The organism is Bradyrhizobium lablabi, assembly GCF_900141755.1.
Taxonomy (GTDB): domain Bacteria; phylum Pseudomonadota; class Alphaproteobacteria; order Rhizobiales; family Xanthobacteraceae; genus Bradyrhizobium; species Bradyrhizobium lablabi_A.
The window spans coordinates 141095-160715 of record NZ_LT670844.1 but is presented as its reverse complement, the minus strand read 5'-3'; the positions used below and the strand labels follow the sequence as shown (position 1 = coordinate 160715).

The following is a 19621-nucleotide window of genomic DNA, read 5'->3' as shown; positions in this document are numbered from 1 at the left end:
GATGAAATCGCAAGCCCAGTACCGGCGATTTCGCAGCCTCCTGATCGCCAATCGCGGCGAGATCGCCGTCCGCGTGATCCGCACCGCCAGCGCCATGGGGTTGCGCACGGTCGCGGTCTATTCGGAAGCTGACCGCGATGCCATGCATGTCGCCCTAGCCGACGAGGCGGTGCTGCTCGGACCTGCGCGGGCGCGCGACAGCTATCTCAATATCGCCCGCGTGATCGAGGCGGCGCGCCAGAGCGGCGCCGAGGCCGTGCATCCCGGCTACGGTTTCCTGTCGGAGAATGCTGAATTTGCACAGGCTTGTGCGGATGCCGGACTGGTCTTCGTCGGCCCCACCGCTGAGATGATGATCGCGATGGGTTCGAAATCCGGCTCGAAAATGCTGATGGAGAAGGCCGGCGTGCCGCTGGTGCCGGGCTATCATGGCGAAGCCCAGGACGAGGCGACACTGACAAACGCCGCCGACAAAATCGGCTTTCCGGTCCTCGTAAAAGCCTCCGCCGGCGGCGGCGGACGCGGCATGCGCGTGGTGCGTTCGGCCGGCGAGCTTGCCGGCGCAATCACCAGCGCCAAGCGCGAGGCCAAGGCCGCCTTCGGCGACGATCGCATGCTGATCGAGAAATTCGTCGACAACCCGCGCCACATCGAGGTGCAGGTGATCGGCGACAGCCACGGCAATCTTTTATCACTCTTCGAGCGCGAATGTACGTTGCAAAGGCGGCACCAGAAGGTGATCGAGGAAGCGCCATCGCCGACGCTCGATGGAGCTGGCCGCGAGGCAGTCTGCACCGCCGCGCGCAAGGCAGCCGCCGCCGTGAATTACGTTGGTGCCGGCACCATCGAATTCGTCTCCAACGGCAAGGACGTGTTCTTCATCGAGATGAACACGCGCCTTCAGGTCGAGCATCCCGTCACCGAATTGATCACCGGCATCGATCTCGTGGAATGGCAGTTGCGGGTTGCGTTTGGCGAAAAGCTGCCCTTGACCCAGGATCAGATCAAGCTCAACGGCCACGCCATCGAGGCGCGGGTCTATGCGGAAAATCCGCACAAGAATTTCATGCCGTCGGTCGGCCGCATCAAGACCTGGCGGATGCCGGAGGCTTCGAGCGGCTTGCGCATCGATGCCGGGTATCGCGAGGGCGACGCGGTCTCGCCGCATTACGACGCGATGCTCGCCAAGATGATCGCGTGGGCGCCCAATCGCGACGCGGCGATCGAGCGGCTCAACCGCGGGCTCGAAGAGTCGGATGTCCGCGGCATCGTCACCAATATTCCGTTCCTGTCGGCGTTGGTGACGCACCCGGCTGTGCGCGCCAACACCATCGATACCGGCTTTATCGAACGCGAGTTGAAAAATCTGACGCCGGCGCCCATGGCGCCCGGCGATCTCGAGCTTTGCGCTGCCGCGACGGCGATCCTCGTCCAGGAATCGCGCGCCGTATTCGCCGAGCCGAATTCGCCATGGCGAACCGCAGGCTGGATGCCGGTGGGGCGGCGTCAGCGGGCATTTGTATTTCGGCATGCGCAAGGGACCGGGCAGGAGATATGCCTGCACTACGGCAACGGCCCAGCGAAATGGTCGATCGGCGAGCGCGAATTTGCCTTCACATTCTCCACCACGGCCGATGGCGGCTTCGATCTCACGCTCGACGGGATGAAATCACATATTTTCGCGGTCATCGAAGGCCATGAACTCTATCTGCGCACCAAGAACGGCCGCTTCGACCTGCATTGGGTCGATCCGTTCGGCGGCGAGACCGAAGAGCAGGTCGGCGAGGACAAGATCGTGGCGCCGCTGCCGGGCACGGTGGTGGCGCTGTTGGCCGAGGAGGGCGCCATGCTGGAAAAGGGCGCGCCGATCCTCACGCTCGAAGTCATGAAGATGGAGCAGACCCTGCGCGCGCCATTCGCAGGCGTGCTGAAGGTGATAAAATGCAAGGTCGGCGATATCGTCGGCGAAGGCGTCGAGCTCGCCGAGATCGAGCCGCTAGCTTCCTGAGTTTGAGCCTCGTGAGGTCAGCATGAGCGACACCGTGCGCATCATCGAAATGGGCCCGCGCGACGGCCTGCAGAACGAGAAGACGCCGGTCAGCGTCGAGGCGCGCATCGCGTTTATCGAGGCGCTGGTCGCCGCCGGGCTGCATACGGTCGAGGTCGGCGCTTTCGTGTCGCCGAAGGCGATCCCGCAGATGGTGAATTCGGACCAGGTGCTGCGCGGCGTCAATCATCTCGCGGGCGGCGAATTTCACGTGCTGGTGCCGAACGAGAAGGGTTACGAGGTGGCGCGCGCCGCGGGCGCCAAGGTGATTTCGGTGTTCGCCGCCGCCTCGGAGGGCTTTTCGCGCGCCAACATCAATTGCTCGATCGCCGAATCGATTGAGCGTTTCAAGCCGGTCGTGGCCCGTGCCAAGGCCGATGGCATCAAGGTGCGTGGCTACATCTCCTGCGCGCTCGGCTGCCCCTTTGACGGCGAGGTGAAGCCGCAAGCCGTGGTGGATGTCGCGAAGAAGCTGTGGGAACTCGGCTGTTACGAAGTCTCGCTCGGCGACACCATCGGCGTCGGCACGCCGGTAAAAGCGCGGCAATTGCTGCGTGCGGTCTCAGGCACCGTGCCGATCACCAATCTCGCGATGCATTTCCACGACACCTATGGCCAGGCGCTCGCTAATCTCTATGCGGGAATGGAGGAGGGCGCGCGGGTGATCGATTCAGCCGCCGGCGGCCTCGGCGGCTGCCCTTTCGCGCCCGGCGCCACCGGCAATGTCGCAACCGAGGACGTGGTCTACATGCTGGAAGGCTTAGGCGTTAGGACCGGCGTCGATATGGGAAAATTGCTGGCGGCCACGAACGAGGTTAGCCGGCTGCTCGGCCATCCGCCGGTGAGCCGGGTGGCGGCGGCGTTGAACGCGAAGAGGCGAGTGGCGACCTAACCCCGTCATTGCGAGCGGAAGCGAAGCAATCCATCGAGCCGCAAAGAAAGCATGGATTGCTTCGTCGCCAGCGCTCCTCGCAATGACGGGGTTGGCTACGGTGGCTCACTCACCGCCCCCCATCCGGTCCCATCACCAGATCCGGCAGATAGGTCGAGATCCCCGGCACAAAACACAACACCACCACCGCCGCCATCATCAGCAGCACAAACGGCAGCGTGCCCCAGATCACCTCGCTCAGGGGGATATCCGGCGCGACGTTGCGGATGACAAAGATATTCAACCCGACCGGCGGGTGAATCAGTCCCATCTCCATCACGATGGTCATGACGATGCCGAACCAGATGATATCGAAATTCGCCGCCCGCAGCGGCGGCAGGATGATCGGCGCGGTCATCAGGATGATGGAGACCGGCGGCAGGAAAAAGCCGAGCACGACCACCATGACCAGGATCGCCGCCAGCAATTCCCAGCGCGGCAGGTGCATCGCGACGATCTGTTCCGCCACCGACTGCGAGATGTGCAGATAGCTCATCACGTAGGAATACAGCAGCGACATGCCGATGATCATCATCAGCATCGTGGATTCGCGGATGGTCGATTTCAGGATCGGCGCCAGGTCGGAAGGCCGCCACACGCTGTAGATCAGCGCGATCAACACCAGCGCCAATAGCCCGCCGAGCCCTGCGGTTTCCGACGGCGTCGCATAGCCGCCATAGAGTGCGATCATCACGCCGGTCAGCAACAGCACAAAAGGCAGCACCCGCGGTAGCGCGCTGAAGCGCTCGGCAAAGGTAAAATCGTCGCGCGTGAGGATGGCCGAGGTCACGCCGGTCTGCGCGTACATCGCGCTGGCCGCGGCGTATTCGCGGCGAAACCGGATCACCGCGTAGGTGCCGAACAACGTCACCAGCAGCAGGCCCGGCCCGATGCCGGCGAGGAACAGACGCCCTAACGATTTTTCCGCGGCCACCGCGAACAGGATCATGGTGATCGAGGGCGGCAGCAGGATTCCGAGCGTGCCGCCGGCGGCGATGATGCCGGCCGCAAAGCCGCCGGAATAACCGCGCTTGCGCATTTCCGGGATGCCGGCCGAGCCGATCGCCGAGCAGGTCGCGGGGGACGATCCCGCCATCGCCGCGAACAGCGCGCAGGCAAATACATTGGCAACCCCGAGCCCGCCAGGCACCCGATGCAGCCAGGCGTGCAGCGCCGAATAGAGATCCTGCCCGGCGCGGGATTTGCCGATCGCCGCACCTTTGAGGATGAACAGCGGGATCGACAACAGCGTGATCGAGGCCATTTCCTCGTAGACGTTCTGGGTCACGGTATCGAGCGAGGCGGCGGGCATGTAGATGCCCATGAACACCACGGCGACCGCGCCCAGCGCGAACGCAATCGGCATCCCCGAAAACATCGCAAACAGGGTCGCGAGGCCGTAGCTGATGCCGATACCGAGCACACTCATCGGCGTGCGCTGCCTGCGAGCGGGATCATGATTTGCAACAGGATTTGCGCGCACAACAGCGTCATGCCGGTCGCCATCAGGCCGTAGGGAATCGCGAGCGGCGGCGACCACATCGAATTCGACACCTGGCCGTCGACGAAGGCCTCATGCGCCAGCGTCCATGATTTCCAGGCGAAGAACGCGCAGAACAAAAAGCTCGCGGCATCGACCAGCCACAGCCGGATACGATTGGCGGTTGGCGACAACAGGCCGACAAACGCCTCGATGCCGATATGGCCGCGCTGTCCCTGCACATAGGCCGAGGTCATGAAGGTCGCGCCGACCAGCAAGAACACCGCGGCCTCGTCCTGCCAATAATTGGCGCTGTGGAACAGCGCGCGGCTGAGAACGCTGTAGCTGAGGATGGCGCAGGCCGCGATCAGCGCGACGGCGGCGAGGACGACGATGATGTTGTTGCAAAAGGCAAGCGCTCGCTCGAACACCGCAACCGGGGTGTTGCCCGCAGCAGTATTCGAACGTTCGGTCTGATCCGGAAGCGGACCATGCATCATGCGGCGACGTCGGAGGCGAGTTTCAGGAGGTTAGCCGCGGTTGCGGTCTTTGCGCCATAATCCTTCCACGCGGTGTCACGCGCGATGTCGCGCCACTTGCCGACGGTTGCGATATCGAGCGCGCTGATCTTGGCGCCGGCCTTTTCATAGACTTTCGCGACTTCGACATCGTCGTCCTGCGCGCCCTTCCTGCCGAACGCTTCGAGTTCGAGACCAACGGCGAGAATGACGTCCTGGTGCTTTTTCGGCAAGCCATCGAAGATCGACTTCGACATCATCAGCGGTTCCAGCATGAACCAGTAGGAGGCGCCGGCGCCCGAGGTGAGGGATTTCGACACCTCCTCGAGCCGGAACGAGATCAGGCTGGTGGAGGAGGTGATGCCGGCGTCGCAGGCGCCGGTCTGCATCGCCGCGTAGATTTCGTTCGACGGCACCGACAGCACGGCGGCGCCCGCGGTCTGCAGCACCATGTCCATCTCGCGCGAGCCGCCGCGGACTTTCATGCCCTTGGCGTCTTCCGGCGCCACGATCGGTCTTGAGCGGCTGGCGACGCCGCCGGCCTGCCAGACCCAGGTGAGCAGGATGATGCCCTTGTCCGCCAGAAAATCCGTCAGCGCCTTGCCGATCGGATTTTTCTTCCAGGCAAGCCCCTGATCGTAGGTCGTGACCAGGCCCGGCATCAGGCCGATATTGGTCTCCGGCAATTCGCCGCCGGCATAGGGCATCGGGTACAGGCTGATATCGAGCGCGCCTTTGCGCATCGCCGAGAATTGCGCGTTGGTCTTGATCAGGGAAGAGTTCGGATAGATCTCGGCGGAAATCTCGCCGCCGCTGCGTTTCGCGACTTCCTCGGCGAACATCCGGCACAGCCGGTCGCGGAAATCGCCCTTGTCGATGGTGCCGCCGGGAAACTGATGCGATATTTTCAGCGTGGTTGCGGCCCTGGCCGTTCCGGTCCCGAAACGCAAGATAGCGGGTCCGGCAAGCGCTGATACCAGGACGTGGCGGCGAGTGAGCATGGAAATCTCCGTGGGTCGTTTCTTAATTGGAAATGTTCGGACCAATGTTTAGCGGTATGTTAGCCCCTCTTCATCCGAATTCTCTCTAGTCTGATAGTTCGAGGTCGCCGGAACACCGATATTGCTGCGGCGCACACGCGCCGGTTGAGAGGATTCCGGCCGCGGACCATCGCAGGCATTTGCGGTCGGATCGCTGATAACCCCAAACCACACATCAAATGCCCGTTATCAGAAAAAAGATTCTTTCGGCAACGGGTAACAAACGAGATCGCGGGACCGTTGGGGACATAGCGGCATTCGTCGCTTTCGAAACCGTCTCAAAGGGAAGATCAATCAATGACCATTCGCACCCGCATCGCGCTCGGCGTTTCCGCCGTTGTTGTTTCGCTCGGCCTGGCGCTGGCGCCTGCTGCCTTCGCCCAAGACAAGATGGGCAAGGATGACGGCATGAAGAAGGACAGCATGTCCAAGGACGCCATGAAGAAGGACGACGGAATGAAGAAGGACACCATGTCAAAAGACGGCATGAAGAAGGACGACGCGATGAAGAAAGACGACGGAATGAAGAAGAACTAAGCGACGTCGCTTCCTTTTTCCGCGCAGGCTCGCCTCGATCGGGAGGCGGGCCTGCGGTTCCTTTGGCGTAATGCCGAACTGCTATTTTTTCTTCTTCTTGCGCGCGGCGTAACGCGCGTCGCGCGCGGCCTTACGTTCGGCTTCGAGCGCCGCTTCCCGCGCAGCCGCTTCTTCCTTTTCGCGCAAAAGCTGAGCCGCGGCCTGGGCGGCGGCTTCCTCCTCGAAGCGCTTCTGCTCGGCCTTAGCGGCTTCGCGCGTCAGTTTGGCCTTGGCGCGTTCGGCGGCCTGCGCCTCGCGCTCGGCGCGCCGCTGCGCCACGGCTGGATCGTCAGGACCCGGCTGGCTGCGAAACTTGTTCAGGATGTCCTGCCTTGCCTGCTGCGCCGCTTTCTGGCGGTCCGCGAAGTTAGGTTCCTTGAATCCACTCATTGAACGGGCCTTGTCGCTTTCATTGTTGGTGGCGAGACGATCGGTCACGACAGGCGCTAGCCGCAACAACACCTGTACGATCGGGAGCGGTGTACAGCGGCCCGCGTGTGGAATCCATCCATTATCCGCAAAGCCGGCCGTCCCGCGGGACGACAAGCCCGCTTGCCCGGCCGCTTGCGCCGCGGGTGATTTTTGACGTGGTCCGTAAAATTGCGACGATCCCGGGCGCCGCTCGCGATCGTCGCGGGTCAAGGCCTGTTTGAGCGCGGGAAACCGTAACATATGTCGTTACTTACGCCGATCATTTAAGGCATTGCTCCCGCTTCGTCGCCGATCCGGAGCAAACCGTATCGGTTCCCGGCCTTAATGGCATTGAAAGCCTTTCGCAGCAGATATGAGGGAGATGTCGCGAATCTCCGCAGAGCGCGCGCCGCCAGCGGACGGGAGAGACCTATGTTCGGACGGATGCGGATTTCTCACCGGCTGTTGCTGCTGGTCCCGGTGCTGCTGGTGACGCTGGTCACCACCGTCTGGCTTGGCATGAGCGAATTGCGCCAGAGCCTGATCGATGACCGCAAGGACGCCACCAAGAACCTCGTCCAGGTCGCCGGCCACGTGCTCGATATCTGGTACGCCAAGGAGAAATCCGGCGCGCTCGGCCGCGACGCGGCGCAGAAGGGCGCAATCGAGGAACTGACAAAACTGCGATTTGCCGACAACAACTATTTCTTCGCCCAGAATTTCGAGGGCGTCACCGTGCTGCACGTCGATGCCGCGTTGCAGGGCAAGAATCGCATCGACACCGTCGATCCCGACGGCGTCCGCACCGTGGTTCGACAGATCGAGCTCGCCAAGAGCGGCGGCGGCTTTCTCAACTACCGCGCCAGCCGCACCGGCGGAACAGCTACCGTCAACGGCGCCGGTATTTCACCGAAGATCGCTTATATCAGCGGCTTCGAGCCCTGGCAGTGGGCGTACGGAACCGGCATCTATATCGACGATGTCGACACCATCTATTATCGCATCATGTGGCAATTTGCGGGGTTCGCGGGCGGTCTCATGCTGATCGCCTGTTTTGTCGTCTATTTCGTCGCCCGCAGCATCAGCCGTCCGCTCGCCGAGATCACCGACCGGATGGGCGAGCTCGCCGGCGGCAACCTCGCCATCGAGGTTCCGTTTCTAAGGGATGCCCACGAGATGGGCCGCCTGGCCCGCGCGCTCGACGTGTTCAGGGCCAGCATGAGCGAAACCGAGCGGATGCGGCGCGACCAGCAATTGGCCGAAGCGCGCGCCGAAGCCGCCAAGCGCGCCACCGTGACCGGGCTCGCCGATCGCCTCGAGACCAAGGTCAAGGGCATCGTCAACGAGCTGTCGTCGGCGGCGACGACGATGCACGCGTCAGCCGAAACCATGTCCGCCACCGCCGAGCACACCAGCCGGCAAACCGTCACGGTGGCAGCCGCCTCCGAACAGGCGTCCGCCAGGGTCTCGACCATGGCGTCCGCGTCGGAGGAAATGGGAAGCTCGATTGCCGAGATCGCCCGCCAGGTCACCCATTCGAAGGATATCGCCAACGCCGCGGTCCAGGCCTCGGCGCGCACGACAACGACCATGGAAGGCCTGTCGTCCGCCGCCCAGAAGATCGGCGACGTGCTACAACTGATCCAGAATATCGCGAGCCAGACCAACTTATTGGCGCTCAACGCCACCATCGAGGCCGCGCGCGCCGGCGATGCCGGCCGCGGCTTTGCCGTGGTCGCGAGCGAAGTCAAGAACCTCGCCACCCAGACCGCGAAAGCGACCGAAGAAATCTCCTCGCAGATCGCAAGCATTCAGGGCGCGACGCGGGAAGCGGTCGAATCCATCAAGGGCATCGACGAGACCATCGCGCGCATCGACGAGATCACCAGCGCGATCGCGGCCGCCGTCGAAGAGCAGGACAAGACCACGCAGGAGATCACCCGCAACACCCACGAGGTCGCGCAAGGTACCCGCGACGTCTCGGCCAATATCGGCGGCATCAAGCAGGCCGTCGGCGAAACAGGCGCGGCTGCCTCCAACGTGCTGCAGCTGGCGAAAGCGCTCGGACACACCGCCGATACGCTGCGCGGCGAAGTCGAGGGATTTCTGGTCGAGATTCGCGCCGCCTGAATTTGCGCCGGCGAGAAGGGCACCTTTCCGCCCGTTTCGCTTGTGGCGCCGGCTTCAACCGATCTAATCTTCGGCCGACGTCGACGATCTGGAGGCCAGAGTGGGCTGGTTCGGATGGCGCAGCGCAAGGGAGCGAGGGTCAGCCGCGCGGGCGACGGACGCTGCCGCGGGCGATCTATCCGGCCCCATGGCCATCCTTGAAGCGATGGACCAGGCGGCGCCGAAATATCTCGACCGTGTCGATCGCGGCGAAGTGGTCTACCCCGCCTGCAAGCGAACCCCGAGCGATGCCGACGGCAATCTGCGCGCGATCTGGGAGCATACGCGGATCGAGGCGATGCGCTACCTCATCATGGTTCCCGGGCGCAAGGACGAATGGCTGATCGATCCCGCGCGCCAGGCCGAAATGCTCGACGCTTTCCTGCGCAAAGCGCCGCACGAAAACACCGTGATCGATTTCACCGGCATTGTGACCGAGGATTTTGCGATTGCCATTATTGCCGGGTTGAACTGGCTGATCCATTGCGCGGTTCTCGCGGGCGTTGATCGGAAAAAATTCTCGGGCACCCAGAGCAGTTTTCGGAAGATCGCCGTGGTCGCGCGCCGCTGGTGGGCGCTCGAGGGCTCTGAACCGCGCTGCTACCACATGCTGGCGCAGCGCGAAAAACCGCCGCTGATGCTGTATCTGATCTGGCTGGAATACACCCGGCTGGCAAAGGAGATCACAGCCACCGCGGTTTTTGGCGCGTCGATGGGGCAGACGCGCGACAGCAACCTCTTCCGGCGCGCCCTCGGCGACCGGCGGGCCGAACCGGATGCCGTGCCGGCGGCGGTGAGCGACGCAATGGCGCGGCTCGAACGGGCAGGCGATCCCGAGGAGTTGCAGGGTTAGCGGTAGCGGTGTCGCGCGGTCCGCCGGTCGTGCCGGCCGGTCAGAGCCAACCGGCGCCGAGGTCGATGCCGAGGATCATCAGGCCGAATGACACAACTAAACCGAAACAGCAAAACAGCGCGATGGTCTTGAACGAATGGTCAGCCTGCGTGTGCGTCGAAACAAGAGAAATGGTAGTCACGGCAGCCCCCTGATGTTGGCCCTTAAATGCATCGGGCCCTCCGGTTGTAGGCTCGAAATGTTGATGGCGGATTGCCGCGCATCGTTAATCAAATCGCAAATAATGCGCGCCGATCCGCAAGGTCCGGACGCGTGCGGCGCGGCATGCTGAAAAATCTCTTTATTTGTGAACTCGATCACAATGGGCAGGGCGGCCTGCCGCTATTGTCCGCGCGCTGGAACGGAGGGGACTGCTATGATCCGCGCATTTTGGAATGGCAAACGGCTTAGGCTTACGGTCGTCGTCGCGACGCTGGTCTGCGCCGCGGCGTTACTTTCCATCTCTCTGATGCAGCCAAAGCCAACGCCCGATCCGGGCCTCGGCGCTGGCTGGCAGTGCAGCAAGACGGCGGGAATGCTGACGGTCTGCACCAAGGTTGCCCATGTCCGGCCCGCGTCCGACACTCCGCGCCACGTGCCAGAGCGTTCCCAGCGGGCCTAGCCGCTAAAGGGAATTTGAACCGCGCGATTATTTCCCGGCGCCGGGAAGTGGTATTAGCGGGCGATGACCGACCCCGACCAAGGCGACAACCGGCGTGGCGCGATCGCGGGCCTTGCCATCGCAGCTTTCCTGCTGGTTTTCGGGCTGTGGCTGGCGCACGCGCTGACCGCGAGCAGCAAAATGCAGGATTGCCTGATGTCGGGCCGGACCAATTGTAATGTAATCGAGCCGGCCCGGTAGCCTTGCCGAGCGCGCGATGACACAAATTATCCGCGATTCTAGCGACCTATCCCTGGGACAGAGCGCGGTCGGCTTGCCGCCATGCTGCTGACGGCGTCAAGCCACGCGACTATAAGACCATGCGGCTCACCGCCGCGATATGGCTAATCAGGGGGTATTGCGCGCATGAACGCGTCGATCCGGTCTAAATTCGTCCTTCCTTTGGTGTCGGCGCTCGCGATGTTTGCACTGTCCGCGCATGCGGAAGACGCAGCCCAAGCGCCCGCTCAGCCCGCACCACCGCCTGCGGCGCAACCCGCGCCGCCGCCTGCCGCGCAAACCGCCCAGCAGCCCGCGGCTAAGACGGCGGTTCAAACCAAGAAGAAGGCCTCCGGACAGGGGTCCGGTCGGGTCGCGCGCGGCGCGGTGCCGGTGCGCAATTACGGCGGACAGGCCTATCGCGGCCGCGTCGACTGGCAGGGCGGCCGCTGGCACCACGAAGTGCACAATGGACGCGACGGCTGGTGGTGGGATGTCGGCGGCGCCTGGTATTACTACCCGGAACCGATGGAAGGCCCGCCGACCTATATTTCCGAGGATTACGCGGACGATGTCGGCCCGCCGGTCGCCTATGCGCCGCCGCCCGGCGCTTACCCGCCGCCGGGAGCCTACGCACCGCCGCCGCCACCACCTCCGCCGGATCCGGGCGCCAGCGCCGTTGGCGGCGCCATTGTCGGCGGATTGCTGGGCGGCCTGCTGACGGGCAGGGCCAGCGGCGCCGCAATCGGTGCGGTTGCCGGCGGCGCGACCGGCGCCATCGCCGGCGCCACAGCCGCCTCGCAGCCCGGATATTATCTGGCGCAGGGCAATTGCTATTATCGCTATCCCTCGGGGCAGTACGTGCAGGTCGATCCTCGGTCCTGTTACTAGGGCCGCAACATGATCCGAGAGGCAAAACGGACGGTGGCGCTGGACGCGCCGCCGTCCGGCGGTTCGCCCACGCGCGGCCGGCCTCGCACCCGGCCTCGCACCCGGATTATGCACTCCCAGTGAACAGTCTTTTCCCGTTTTCGCCGATTATTGTATGGGCCGCACCGCGCTATCTCCAGGTCACGCAAGACGCGACGCGCAACTGCTTCGCGAGAAAGCGTCAAACCCGAGGAGAGACGACAATGCGCAAGACCATCCTGACCTTACTGGCCGCGTCGCTGTTGGCTGCATCGAGCGTAACGATGGCGGCAGCCGCTGAACGACATCACGCCCGCAAAGCCACAGCCGCGAGCCAGCAGTTCCGCGACGCCAATAATGCGGTGGCCTGGCCGGCCCAGCCGAACTGGGTTTCCGACTATACCGAAGGCCATGTGATCTCGGCACCCGCCGGTCGCTGAGCGATCATTTCGATGAACGAAAAGGGCCCCGGCGCAGGCTGGGGCTTTTTCAATGCCCGGGTTTGGAGTGCCTCGTACGCGCTGCCAAAAGCGTTATGGTCTACCCATTGCGCTTGACAACGTTTTTATAAACGGATGCGTGAACCAGGCTCGCATTCCTCTGCCGCGATGCGCATTTCCGAGTGATCGGGGCATCTGAAACGGCAAGGAAACAGAGCCATGACAAAAAATCTCAAGAAAGGTCGGCGAATCGGCTGCAAGCCGAAAAGCGCCGCCGAGACGCCGGTTTCTCCGCGTCGCGTAATCGTGTTCAAACCATCGGCTGCTCTGAAGCAACGGATCAATGGCCACAGCTCCGGTGGCGCTGCGTGAGTAGCCCGCGATGTTCTGGATCTATTGGGATACGTTCTGGTCGCTGTTTTTCAGCGCGGTTTGGTTTATGACGATTGTTTCGCATCCGGACGCTGAGATAACCGAGCGGTAGCGCCGAGGGTTGGCGCAACACGGGTGGCGCGCGCTTTTAAGCGGTTTCTCTAGCGAACTCGGTGGCGGTCGCATTGGGCTGGGTCCTCGGCTTAGCAGTGCTGAGTGGCACAACGTTTCACGACCTCAAACCGCGTCTTGCTGAATCGTTTGTCGAAGCCGGAAAGGATGTAGCAGTCGTCGCGTTCGGCGCGGACCTCGTATTCGCGCCCGACCACCAGCACGTCGCGCTGTAGGGTGTTGTCGATGCAGCGGACGATCATGGCGTCCTCTCGCGCCGGTCGAGTTCGCCTTCGATGGCGTCGAAGACAATTTCGACCGGAATCAGGGTGAGCGTGATCCACCAGATGATGCCCTCACGGGCGGCTATCAGGTATGGCGTCATGGTGGTACCGCGTTGTCTCGTTTGTTGCCTGCATTGGCTAGATAAGAGACAGCCGCATCGTCTCCACTAAAACCTTCTTTAAGCGTTGGAAGATGTCGATTTCCCCTCGCGCCCCCGTGAATTCGTGCGCAGCAAGTCCGCGCAAAACAGGCTCAAATTCAACCGTTTTAAGGTTGTGGATATGCTGCGGATAACTTGTGTAAATGACCGGGCCTGCGCCAACGCGCGAACGTGAATTGACTTCGGACAACGGGCCAGTCTGATGCGCCGCCCGAAGGAGCCTCTGATGCGCATTCCGGCTTTGGCGATTTTCGCGACGGTTTCGACGGCGGCTCCGGCTTGGGCGCAGACGTATGATCCGAACTATCCGGTCTGCCTGCAGACCTACGGTATAGGAGGGGACGCCATCGAATGCGGCTATACTTCGCTGACGCAGTGCGCGCAGTCGGCATCCGGACGCGCCGCCCAGTGCATCACCAATCCATATTTCGCGGGCGCGCAAGTGCCCGCGGGACCACATTATCGGCGGCAGCGCCGCAGCTACTAAATGTCTTCTAAATGATGTCTTCTAAATGTCTTGCGGGGTTGAAGCCGATGGCGCTACCGATATCGACAAGGTAGCCGCCCGGATTTGCCAGCATGCACTATTGTTGCCGATTGATTCCGAGTTCTCTTTGAAGCTGCGGCGTAAGACCAAAAGCACCTTGAGACCGGCCTTGGCCCGTTCCCACAGGATTTCGCGAAGGCGTACCTGAGGGAGAGGGACTGCTAGCCTGGCCTGGAGAAGTCGCGCCTGGCGAACTTGCACCGACACCGCTGCGAATGCTGTTTTGCTGGGAGGTGCCCTGGGCCAGTGCACACTGCGGTGTGCACAACAGAAAAATAGGTATCAAAAATCCTAGTCGCATTTTGATCATCGCCATCTCCTGATTTTCGCTCGTCTAGCACATCCCTAGTAATGACATTGTCAGGCATGAACGCGACAAAAATGCGCGCAAATGCCGCCCGCCGGGGCTTGAGCTTTCGCGGCAAATTATGGAGTCGGTCCGTGGGCGTAGAAAACCCGGACCGAGGCGGCGCCTGCGGGCAGAACCTGCGGCCTCGACGTCAAGCAGAACATCTCGATGGTGACCGCGCGGCTGAATTGGCGATTTGGGCCGTAACTCTCGTCGCGGCTTACTTCGACGCGTTCGCGATCTTGTGATCCAGATGGCCGGTCTCATGGTCGCGGCGGAGCTGGCTCAGCGACGTCTCGTTCAGTTGAAGCAGAACATCGCTCAGCTTCTCGGTTTCGGGATAGCCGGCCGCGAAACCCTGTCCGTAAATCTTGCGCAACGTGCGGATAAGGGTGTTTCCGTGCTTGTGGCTTATTTCGCCATCCTTGTTGCGGTGACGATTGTCGAGACCTGCCTTGCTCATACTGCTCTCCATGATGCCCGCGTAAGAAGCCGCAGCATCCTCCCGCCGGGATGAGATGGCAACTAAGGCTGGCGCTCGCCCACGCCGGGGAGTCTTACCTCGGTGGGTGCAAATCGCCTTGAAGCCAGCGTCCGAGACCCTTGGACTTCATGGGGTCTTCATAGGCGGCAAGGGCCTCAAATACGTGATTGCAAACAGCGCATTCAAACGTATGCAGGTCGACGCCGGCGCGGACGGGCTCGATGCTGGCGAGCATCATCGCCGCCTTGCACTTCGGACAGGCGGGGCGCTCGAATGCAACGAATGGAATGACGGACGACAGGCGTTGAGACTGGGGCATGATGCTTCCCTCGAATAGGCGGGAGCGCGACACTCTCTGTCACCGGTAATGCCCGGGAGGCGGAGCGGTGATGCTTGCGATTATGCGCCTCCGGAGGGCTAAAACGCGAGTTAATTCGCGGGATATTTGGAACGAAAGTAGGCGCCAGCCGATACTCCGGGGCCGCCGGTTCACGCCGGCGGGTTCCTGCCGCGCTGCACACCAAAGCATTTCAACTTCCCCGCGCCCCCTGTGAATTCGTGCGCAGCAAGTCCTCGTAAAGAGGACGAATTCGAGCGTTTTGAGGTTGTGGATATGCTGCGGATAAGCTGGGTAAGGGAGAGGGCGCCCGGCATTGATCCGGCCTCGCTCGCGAGCCCGGAGCGCGGCCTCATCGAGCGCACCATGTCTACAGGCGGCCGGGAACACAAGCCTGCGGGCCATTGCGGACGGTCTCAACGCCCAGGCATTCCGACGGCGCGCGGCGCTGGCAAATGGTCCGCGGTGCAGGACACTCCAAGAGCAGCAATGGCACTGGGGCGAGGGCACCAAGTACGCGATCGAAGGCATGAAAGCCCCCCTGCTCCTGAACGGCGGGGCGGCCATGCAGTGGTCGCGAGCCTCTGAGCTCAACGCTCGCCGGCGTCACGCCGTGTTCATTTGGCGGAACACCACGCGACACTTTCGGTGTCGCCAACTCGCTTCCGAACGCGCATCATCACATGGCCGGATCAGACGCCAGCCCCGCTGACTGGCAAGGCCCGGCGCGGACTCGACTCCGGTGGGAACGCGGCCGGGCCGCCCCGTAATCGGAGCTTCATGAACCTACGGCAGACTTGGCCCGCCGGCATTTGAGGGAGCCGACCACGGAAATACCAACGCCGCCCGGCGATCATATTCCGCCGGGGCGGCGTTGTGCATTTCGGGAACATCAGGCGGACGGATGGTACGCACGACGTTTCTCGTCACCGCGCAGGGCAAGCCGTTCACTGCGGCCGGGTTCGAAAATTACTTCCGAGATCTGTGGTGATGATGCCGGCCTGCCGAAGCGCTGTACATCCCACGGCCTTCGCAAGGCCGCCGCGACGTACTTCACCTCGATGAGGCCGCCAGGCTGCTCTGGAAGGGCAACGGTGAGGGCTCGATCAGCGACGGCGAGGCGACGTACCTTTCCAACGCGATCGAGCGCTGGCGCGCCGCCCATCAGCGCGAAGAGGCACAACGTTTGTGAGTGCCGTCTCGGAAGTGGGATCCGGGCCGGCTTGGACCATGCCGTCGTGTCTCTCGAAGAGTTCGGAGCGTGGATCGATGGCAAGGCGATCGAATAGGGCTTGCAGCTCGGGCCGGAGTCCGTCGCCGCACCGAGCGCCGGTCTTATTCATCAGATCGCGCCCTTGACGACGTAGTCGCCTGGCACGCATTTGATGCGGGAAACCTTCCATTGATCGCCGCTGAAGATCGAGCGGCGCTTCCAGTCTGCGATCGCGGGCTGCGACAGCATGCAGGCCTGCATGGGCATCTCATCCTTGACGACGATTTCCTCACGGCAGACCGGTTGCGGGATGCTGGCCAGCGTGTGGCACATCAGGGCAACGACGGTGATTTGCATGTTGACCTTTTCTCTGCTGTTCTGGGACACTTGTTTAGTTAAGAGCCAACCGCACCGTCACCATTAAATCCTTTGTTATGCGCTATGGACCTGTACTCTCGATGTCGTGAAGATGGTTCGAATCCATCCGTGCCGGCCGCTGACATTCAGCGTTTGCACTGCGCTTTGTTTGATCAGCGCGGCGCCTCGACCTCGCGTAACCGTGATCCCGCATTCGAAAATAAGCTAACGCGTTCCGGAATACCGGGCCTCGAACGCAAGTCTTGCCATCCGATAAAGCTTGTTCGCCCTTGCTGCACCTCGCAACTCCAGAAAGTGTTTCAACTGTCTCGTGTTCCCACTTACTTTTCCGCAAGTTTGCATGAACGAACAGCGACTTATCCGTTCCGCACAACGTGTCTTGCTGGCTTACGGAGGATGGTGCAGGGGTGAGACAGCTGGGTGCGCTCTTCCGAACCAATCACCTTCTCGATTACCGGCCCGGTACCGGCACCGAACCGATTTCCTATTGATCTAGAAGTTAGAGCTTTGTGATTCAGCGACCCGACGTCTCATACGGGCTGTAGTGTTGATTCAGTAGATGAGACAGTGAGACGATGCTCCCGAAGACACACCAGCGTGGCTCCTATCTCGATCGCGATGGCCAGATACTTGCTGATGATTGCGCGGCGTGGGGTGAGGGCACGAAAGTCGCCGCCGAACTCATTAGCGATCTTGACGGCAGCCTTGAGCCCGGCGAGCAAAATCCAAGCCCGCCCCTCATGCCGGAGCTTTATTCACGCTCAGAAAATGGGTTCGATAAAAAGTTGAAAGCCAAAGCCCGCCGGTTCGCCGGCGGGTTCTCTTTGTTTCAAGCCCTGTGCCGCTGCGGCAATCCACAGCGCAAGATAGTACCAACCAAAATTTGCTACCTTTTCGGGACGCCGTTTCGGGCGTAGGTTAGGTGCCAAGAACTTCAAAAGGGGGGAAATAAATGCAACGCGCCGCACTCATCAATCCGTTCAATTTAATTCCTGAGGTCCCTCGGGCGCTCGATGCGCGAACAGGCCGAGCAGCGCGCTCTGCGCTGTTTTGCTTGCGCGGACGCGCTGCACAAACGGCAAAGAGCGTGGAGAGGAACTGAGATGAGCAAACACTTTAAGGAGGATCTCCCATGGCTTGGCTCTTCCTGCTCGTTGCTGGCCTGTGCGAAACCGTCTGGGCGATCGGCCTCAAATACACGGAAGGATTCTCGCGCCTGTTACCCACGATCGGCACAGTCGCCGCCATGGCGGCAAGTATTGGTTTCCTAGGCCTGGCCCTTAAGTCGCTGCCGGTCGGTACGGCCTATGCGGTGTGGACGGGAATTGGCACTATCGGCACTACGGCGCTCGGTATCTATCTTTTCAATGAGCCCGCGACCTTGCTTAGGCTTGCCTGTATCGGCCTCATTCTCTCGGGTATCATCGGACTGAAAATCACCTCATAGGCCATGCGGCGATGTGGATCTCGCGAAAGGTCAGCGCTCAAAAATAGCTCTCCAAACTGCCGCGCCGCCGGACGTCGAGCGTGGCGCAGTGGAAGGCACCGCCAAATGCGGCGTAGTGCAAGAACTCGCATGGAATCGGCTCGAAGCCCCATTTCTCCATCGCACGCATTGTTTCCCTATGATGTGGATCGACGATGACGCGCTTCTCGTCAACTGTCAGCACGTTCATGTTGAGCCATTTCCCACATAGCGAAGTGATCTTGAGCATGCGATCGACGATCGGGTCGGGCTCCGGGGCCACAAGGATGTCCCATTTTTTCAAGATGGCCGGGAGACGGTCGACGTCTATATATTCGGGATTGATCAGAATCTTGCCGGGCCCAAGCGGCAATATGGTGGTATCGATGTGCATCGGAGTGGGACAGCGGCTCTCGATCTCATGAACGCGGTAACCGTCGCCAAGATGGCGACGCAGCCATTCAATGCCGGACGCATTGGTTACGTTGCTGCGGGTCACGAACAGGTCGCGCCCGCAGCGAAAGAAATCGGCGGCGTCGAAGACCGGTTCGAATTCAGTCAGGATATATGAGATCGGCTCGCCTTTTTCGGGGACGCGAAACTCTGCATCAAACAGCTCGCTCGTCAGTTGCGGCCTGGGCGCGGCGGTCCAGCGCGCGCCACGTCGGAAATAATCCTTCAGGATAGGACGATACGAGTGCGTCTCGAAGTAGCGACACGGCCAAACCATCGGCGTTTCGATGATCTCGTCGCCGATCACGAGCATGCTGTCGCGCGGACAGGTATTGCAGAACCCGTGCGAAGACCATTCCGGCGTGCTGAAGCGTTTCTTGTGATCAACCGGTTCCGGCCGCGTCACCACGATGCCCAGCGACTGTAAGAGCGCAACAAAGCCATCAAGCTCGCGCTGCGCCGGTTCGATCATGATCTTTGGATAGCGGAAGCCTGCGACCAGCGACTGAGCCCGCGCGGCCATGCCCGGAATGTTGCAGGTCACGACCGGATGATCGGACGGGATGGTCGCACCGTCGAGCCTTCCGACGATCACCTCCTCCAGCGGATCCCACTCGTTGTGCGAGTTCACTGGAGAAACTTGCCGCGCTGGGGCGGCGTCCGGGCCGATACTGCGCGTGATCATGCCCATTGCGTGAGGCCTCTGAGGGCTACAACGGTCGCGCGCCCTTGGAGGTTCCAAACAGAAGCTGGACGGGGTCGGCGGGCGATGAGTTGGCGTAGTCTACCACCGGGACGGCTCGTATGCGTTAAATCAAGAGACACGTTGGCTGGGACGGACGGGTAACATGCGGCGCGCGCGTGCGTGAAAAATCCGCCCCATCTCGAGTCAGTGGTTGAGGTTAACCGCGATGAGGCGGAAGTATGGGGTCGTCGACGTCACAGCGTCGACGAAAGCAAAATGCGATTGCGATTCGGGCAGATTAGGGGCGGCGGCGGCCAACCAGATTTCATCGGTCGCGCGCCAGCTTGCGCTTTCCCCAATGATGATATTTTGCGCGACGTGAACTCGCGCTCGACGTGTCGGTTTAAAGCCCGCATGACGCCGATGCGCGCCATCATGGTCGGGCCACCGCGAGCCACGAGCATCAGCGCTGCCATGGCCGCTTGCAAT

Annotated in this window: 24 protein-coding genes and 1 pseudogene; 13 read left to right on the top strand and 12 right to left on the bottom strand. The window is 61.9% G+C overall.

Annotated features, from left to right (window positions below; translation table 11 throughout):
- Window position 1 precedes the first annotated feature (1 nt).
- Complete coding sequence (locus B5526_RS00690) at window positions 2–2008, top strand: acetyl-CoA carboxylase biotin carboxylase subunit (RefSeq protein WP_079544589.1); 2007 nt, start codon at window positions 2–4, stop codon at window positions 2006–2008.
- Window positions 2009–2030: 22 nt separating this feature from the next.
- Window positions 2031–2939 carry a hydroxymethylglutaryl-CoA lyase gene (locus B5526_RS00685; RefSeq protein ID WP_079536101.1) on the top strand — a complete coding sequence of 303 codons (909 nt, stop codon included), beginning with the start codon at window positions 2031–2033 and terminating at the stop codon, window positions 2937–2939.
- A 109-nt stretch (window positions 2940–3048) separates the two neighbouring features.
- Here B5526_RS00685 and B5526_RS00680 read toward each other — a convergent pair whose 3' ends face one another.
- Genes B5526_RS00680 through dctP form a run of 3 tightly spaced genes read right to left on the bottom strand, consistent with a single transcriptional unit; the run spans window position 3049 to window position 5977 of the window.
- Window positions 3049–4407, bottom strand: coding sequence for a TRAP transporter large permease (locus B5526_RS00680; protein ID WP_079536099.1), 1359 nt, complete (start codon window positions 4405–4407; stop codon window positions 3049–3051).
- Complete coding sequence (locus B5526_RS00675; RefSeq protein WP_079536098.1) at window positions 4404–4958, bottom strand: TRAP transporter small permease; 555 nt, start codon at window positions 4956–4958, stop codon at window positions 4404–4406. The genes B5526_RS00680 and B5526_RS00675 overlap by 4 nt, the downstream gene beginning before the upstream one ends.
- Window positions 4955–5977, bottom strand: coding sequence for a TRAP transporter substrate-binding protein (dctP, locus tag B5526_RS00670; RefSeq protein WP_079536096.1), 1023 nt, complete (start codon window positions 5975–5977; stop codon window positions 4955–4957). The genes B5526_RS00675 and dctP overlap by 4 nt, the downstream gene beginning before the upstream one ends.
- A gap of 336 nt (window positions 5978–6313) precedes the next feature.
- Between dctP and B5526_RS00665 the strand changes: the two genes are divergently transcribed.
- Window positions 6314–6553, top strand: coding sequence for a pentapeptide MXKDX repeat protein (locus tag B5526_RS00665; protein ID WP_079536095.1), 240 nt, complete (start codon window positions 6314–6316; stop codon window positions 6551–6553).
- A gap of 81 nt (window positions 6554–6634) precedes the next feature.
- Here the strand turns inward: B5526_RS00665 and B5526_RS00660 are convergent, their stop codons facing one another.
- Entirely contained in the window at window positions 6635–6982 is a 348-nt protein-coding gene (locus B5526_RS00660; RefSeq protein ID WP_079544588.1) for a DUF6481 family protein, read from the bottom strand.
- 453 nt (window positions 6983–7435) lie between these two features.
- Here B5526_RS00660 and B5526_RS00655 point away from each other — a divergent pair, with 453 nt between their 5' ends.
- Entirely contained in the window at window positions 7436–9133 is a 1698-nt protein-coding gene (locus B5526_RS00655) for a methyl-accepting chemotaxis protein (protein ID WP_172841939.1), read from the top strand.
- A gap of 187 nt (window positions 9134–9320) precedes the next feature.
- Complete coding sequence (locus B5526_RS00650) at window positions 9321–10025, top strand: hypothetical protein (protein WP_244562161.1); 705 nt, start codon at window positions 9321–9323, stop codon at window positions 10023–10025.
- A gap of 40 nt (window positions 10026–10065) precedes the next feature.
- On the opposite strand, the gene B5526_RS38305 is transcribed toward B5526_RS00650, so the two are convergent.
- Entirely contained in the window at window positions 10066–10206 is a 141-nt protein-coding gene (locus tag B5526_RS38305; protein WP_172841938.1) for a hypothetical protein, read from the bottom strand.
- 234 nt (window positions 10207–10440) lie between these two features.
- Here B5526_RS38305 and B5526_RS00645 point away from each other — a divergent pair, with 234 nt between their 5' ends.
- The 5 genes and pseudogenes from B5526_RS00645 to B5526_RS00630 all read left to right on the top strand — a co-directional run.
- Entirely contained in the window at window positions 10441–10686 is a 246-nt protein-coding gene (locus B5526_RS00645; RefSeq protein WP_079536090.1) for a hypothetical protein, read from the top strand.
- A 63-nt stretch (window positions 10687–10749) separates the two neighbouring features.
- Entirely contained in the window at window positions 10750–10926 is a 177-nt protein-coding gene (locus tag B5526_RS38300; RefSeq protein WP_172841937.1) for a hypothetical protein, read from the top strand.
- A 165-nt stretch (window positions 10927–11091) separates the two neighbouring features.
- Window positions 11092–11835 (top strand): hypothetical protein, encoded by a 744-nt coding sequence (locus B5526_RS00640; RefSeq protein WP_079536088.1) that lies wholly within the window; start codon window positions 11092–11094, stop codon window positions 11833–11835.
- 242 nt (window positions 11836–12077) lie between these two features.
- Window positions 12078–12293, top strand: a complete 216-nt coding sequence (locus B5526_RS00635) for a hypothetical protein (protein WP_079536086.1) — start codon at window positions 12078–12080, stop codon at window positions 12291–12293.
- Window positions 12294–12527: 234 nt separating this feature from the next.
- Window positions 12528–12665: pseudogene (locus tag B5526_RS00630) on the top strand (HU family DNA-binding protein); the annotation flags it as partial.
- Window positions 12666–12868: 203 nt separating this feature from the next.
- Here the strand turns inward: B5526_RS00630 and B5526_RS38295 are convergent.
- Window positions 12869–13039 (bottom strand): hypothetical protein, encoded by a 171-nt coding sequence (locus tag B5526_RS38295; protein WP_172841936.1) that lies wholly within the window; start codon window positions 13037–13039, stop codon window positions 12869–12871.
- On the bottom strand, window positions 13036–13161 hold the full coding sequence (locus tag B5526_RS39345) for a hypothetical protein (protein ID WP_283807590.1): 126 nt from the start codon (window positions 13159–13161) through the stop codon (window positions 13036–13038). Before B5526_RS39345 ends, B5526_RS38295 begins: the two co-directional genes overlap by 4 nt.
- 286 nt (window positions 13162–13447) lie before the next feature.
- Here B5526_RS39345 and B5526_RS00625 point away from each other — a divergent pair, with 286 nt between their 5' ends.
- Window positions 13448–13708, top strand: a complete 261-nt coding sequence (locus B5526_RS00625) for a DUF3551 domain-containing protein (protein ID WP_079544587.1) — start codon at window positions 13448–13450, stop codon at window positions 13706–13708.
- A gap of 629 nt (window positions 13709–14337) precedes the next feature.
- On the opposite strand, the gene B5526_RS00620 is transcribed toward B5526_RS00625, so the two are convergent.
- The 3 genes from B5526_RS00620 to B5526_RS00615 all read right to left on the bottom strand — a co-directional run bounded on the left by B5526_RS00620 (window position 14338) and on the right by B5526_RS00615 (window position 16508).
- Window positions 14338–14580: a hypothetical protein gene (locus tag B5526_RS00620; protein ID WP_079536084.1), complete on the bottom strand. Its 243-nt coding sequence runs from the start codon at window positions 14578–14580 to the stop codon at window positions 14338–14340.
- A 94-nt stretch (window positions 14581–14674) separates the two neighbouring features.
- Window positions 14675–14920: a response regulator gene (locus tag B5526_RS37265; protein ID WP_154071053.1), complete on the bottom strand. Its 246-nt coding sequence runs from the start codon at window positions 14918–14920 to the stop codon at window positions 14675–14677.
- A gap of 1360 nt (window positions 14921–16280) precedes the next feature.
- Window positions 16281–16508: a hypothetical protein gene (locus B5526_RS00615; protein ID WP_154071052.1), complete on the bottom strand. Its 228-nt coding sequence runs from the start codon at window positions 16506–16508 to the stop codon at window positions 16281–16283.
- Window positions 16509–17104: 596 nt separating this feature from the next.
- Between B5526_RS00615 and B5526_RS00610 the strand changes: the two genes are divergently transcribed.
- Complete coding sequence (locus tag B5526_RS00610) at window positions 17105–17446, top strand: hypothetical protein (RefSeq protein WP_079536081.1); 342 nt, start codon at window positions 17105–17107, stop codon at window positions 17444–17446.
- 215 nt (window positions 17447–17661) lie between these two features.
- Complete coding sequence (sugE, locus tag B5526_RS00605) at window positions 17662–17976, top strand: quaternary ammonium compound efflux SMR transporter SugE (protein ID WP_079536079.1); 315 nt, start codon at window positions 17662–17664, stop codon at window positions 17974–17976.
- A gap of 37 nt (window positions 17977–18013) precedes the next feature.
- On the opposite strand, the gene B5526_RS00600 is transcribed toward sugE, so the two are convergent.
- A complete protein-coding gene (locus tag B5526_RS00600; RefSeq protein ID WP_244562160.1) occupies window positions 18014–19138 on the bottom strand; it encodes an amidinotransferase in 1125 nt (374 codons plus the stop codon).
- Between the two features lie 248 nt (window positions 19139–19386).
- On the bottom strand, window positions 19387–19608 hold the full coding sequence (locus tag B5526_RS00595) for a hypothetical protein (protein ID WP_349642759.1): 222 nt from the start codon (window positions 19606–19608) through the stop codon (window positions 19387–19389).
- Between the last annotated feature and the right edge of the window lie 13 nt (window positions 19609–19621).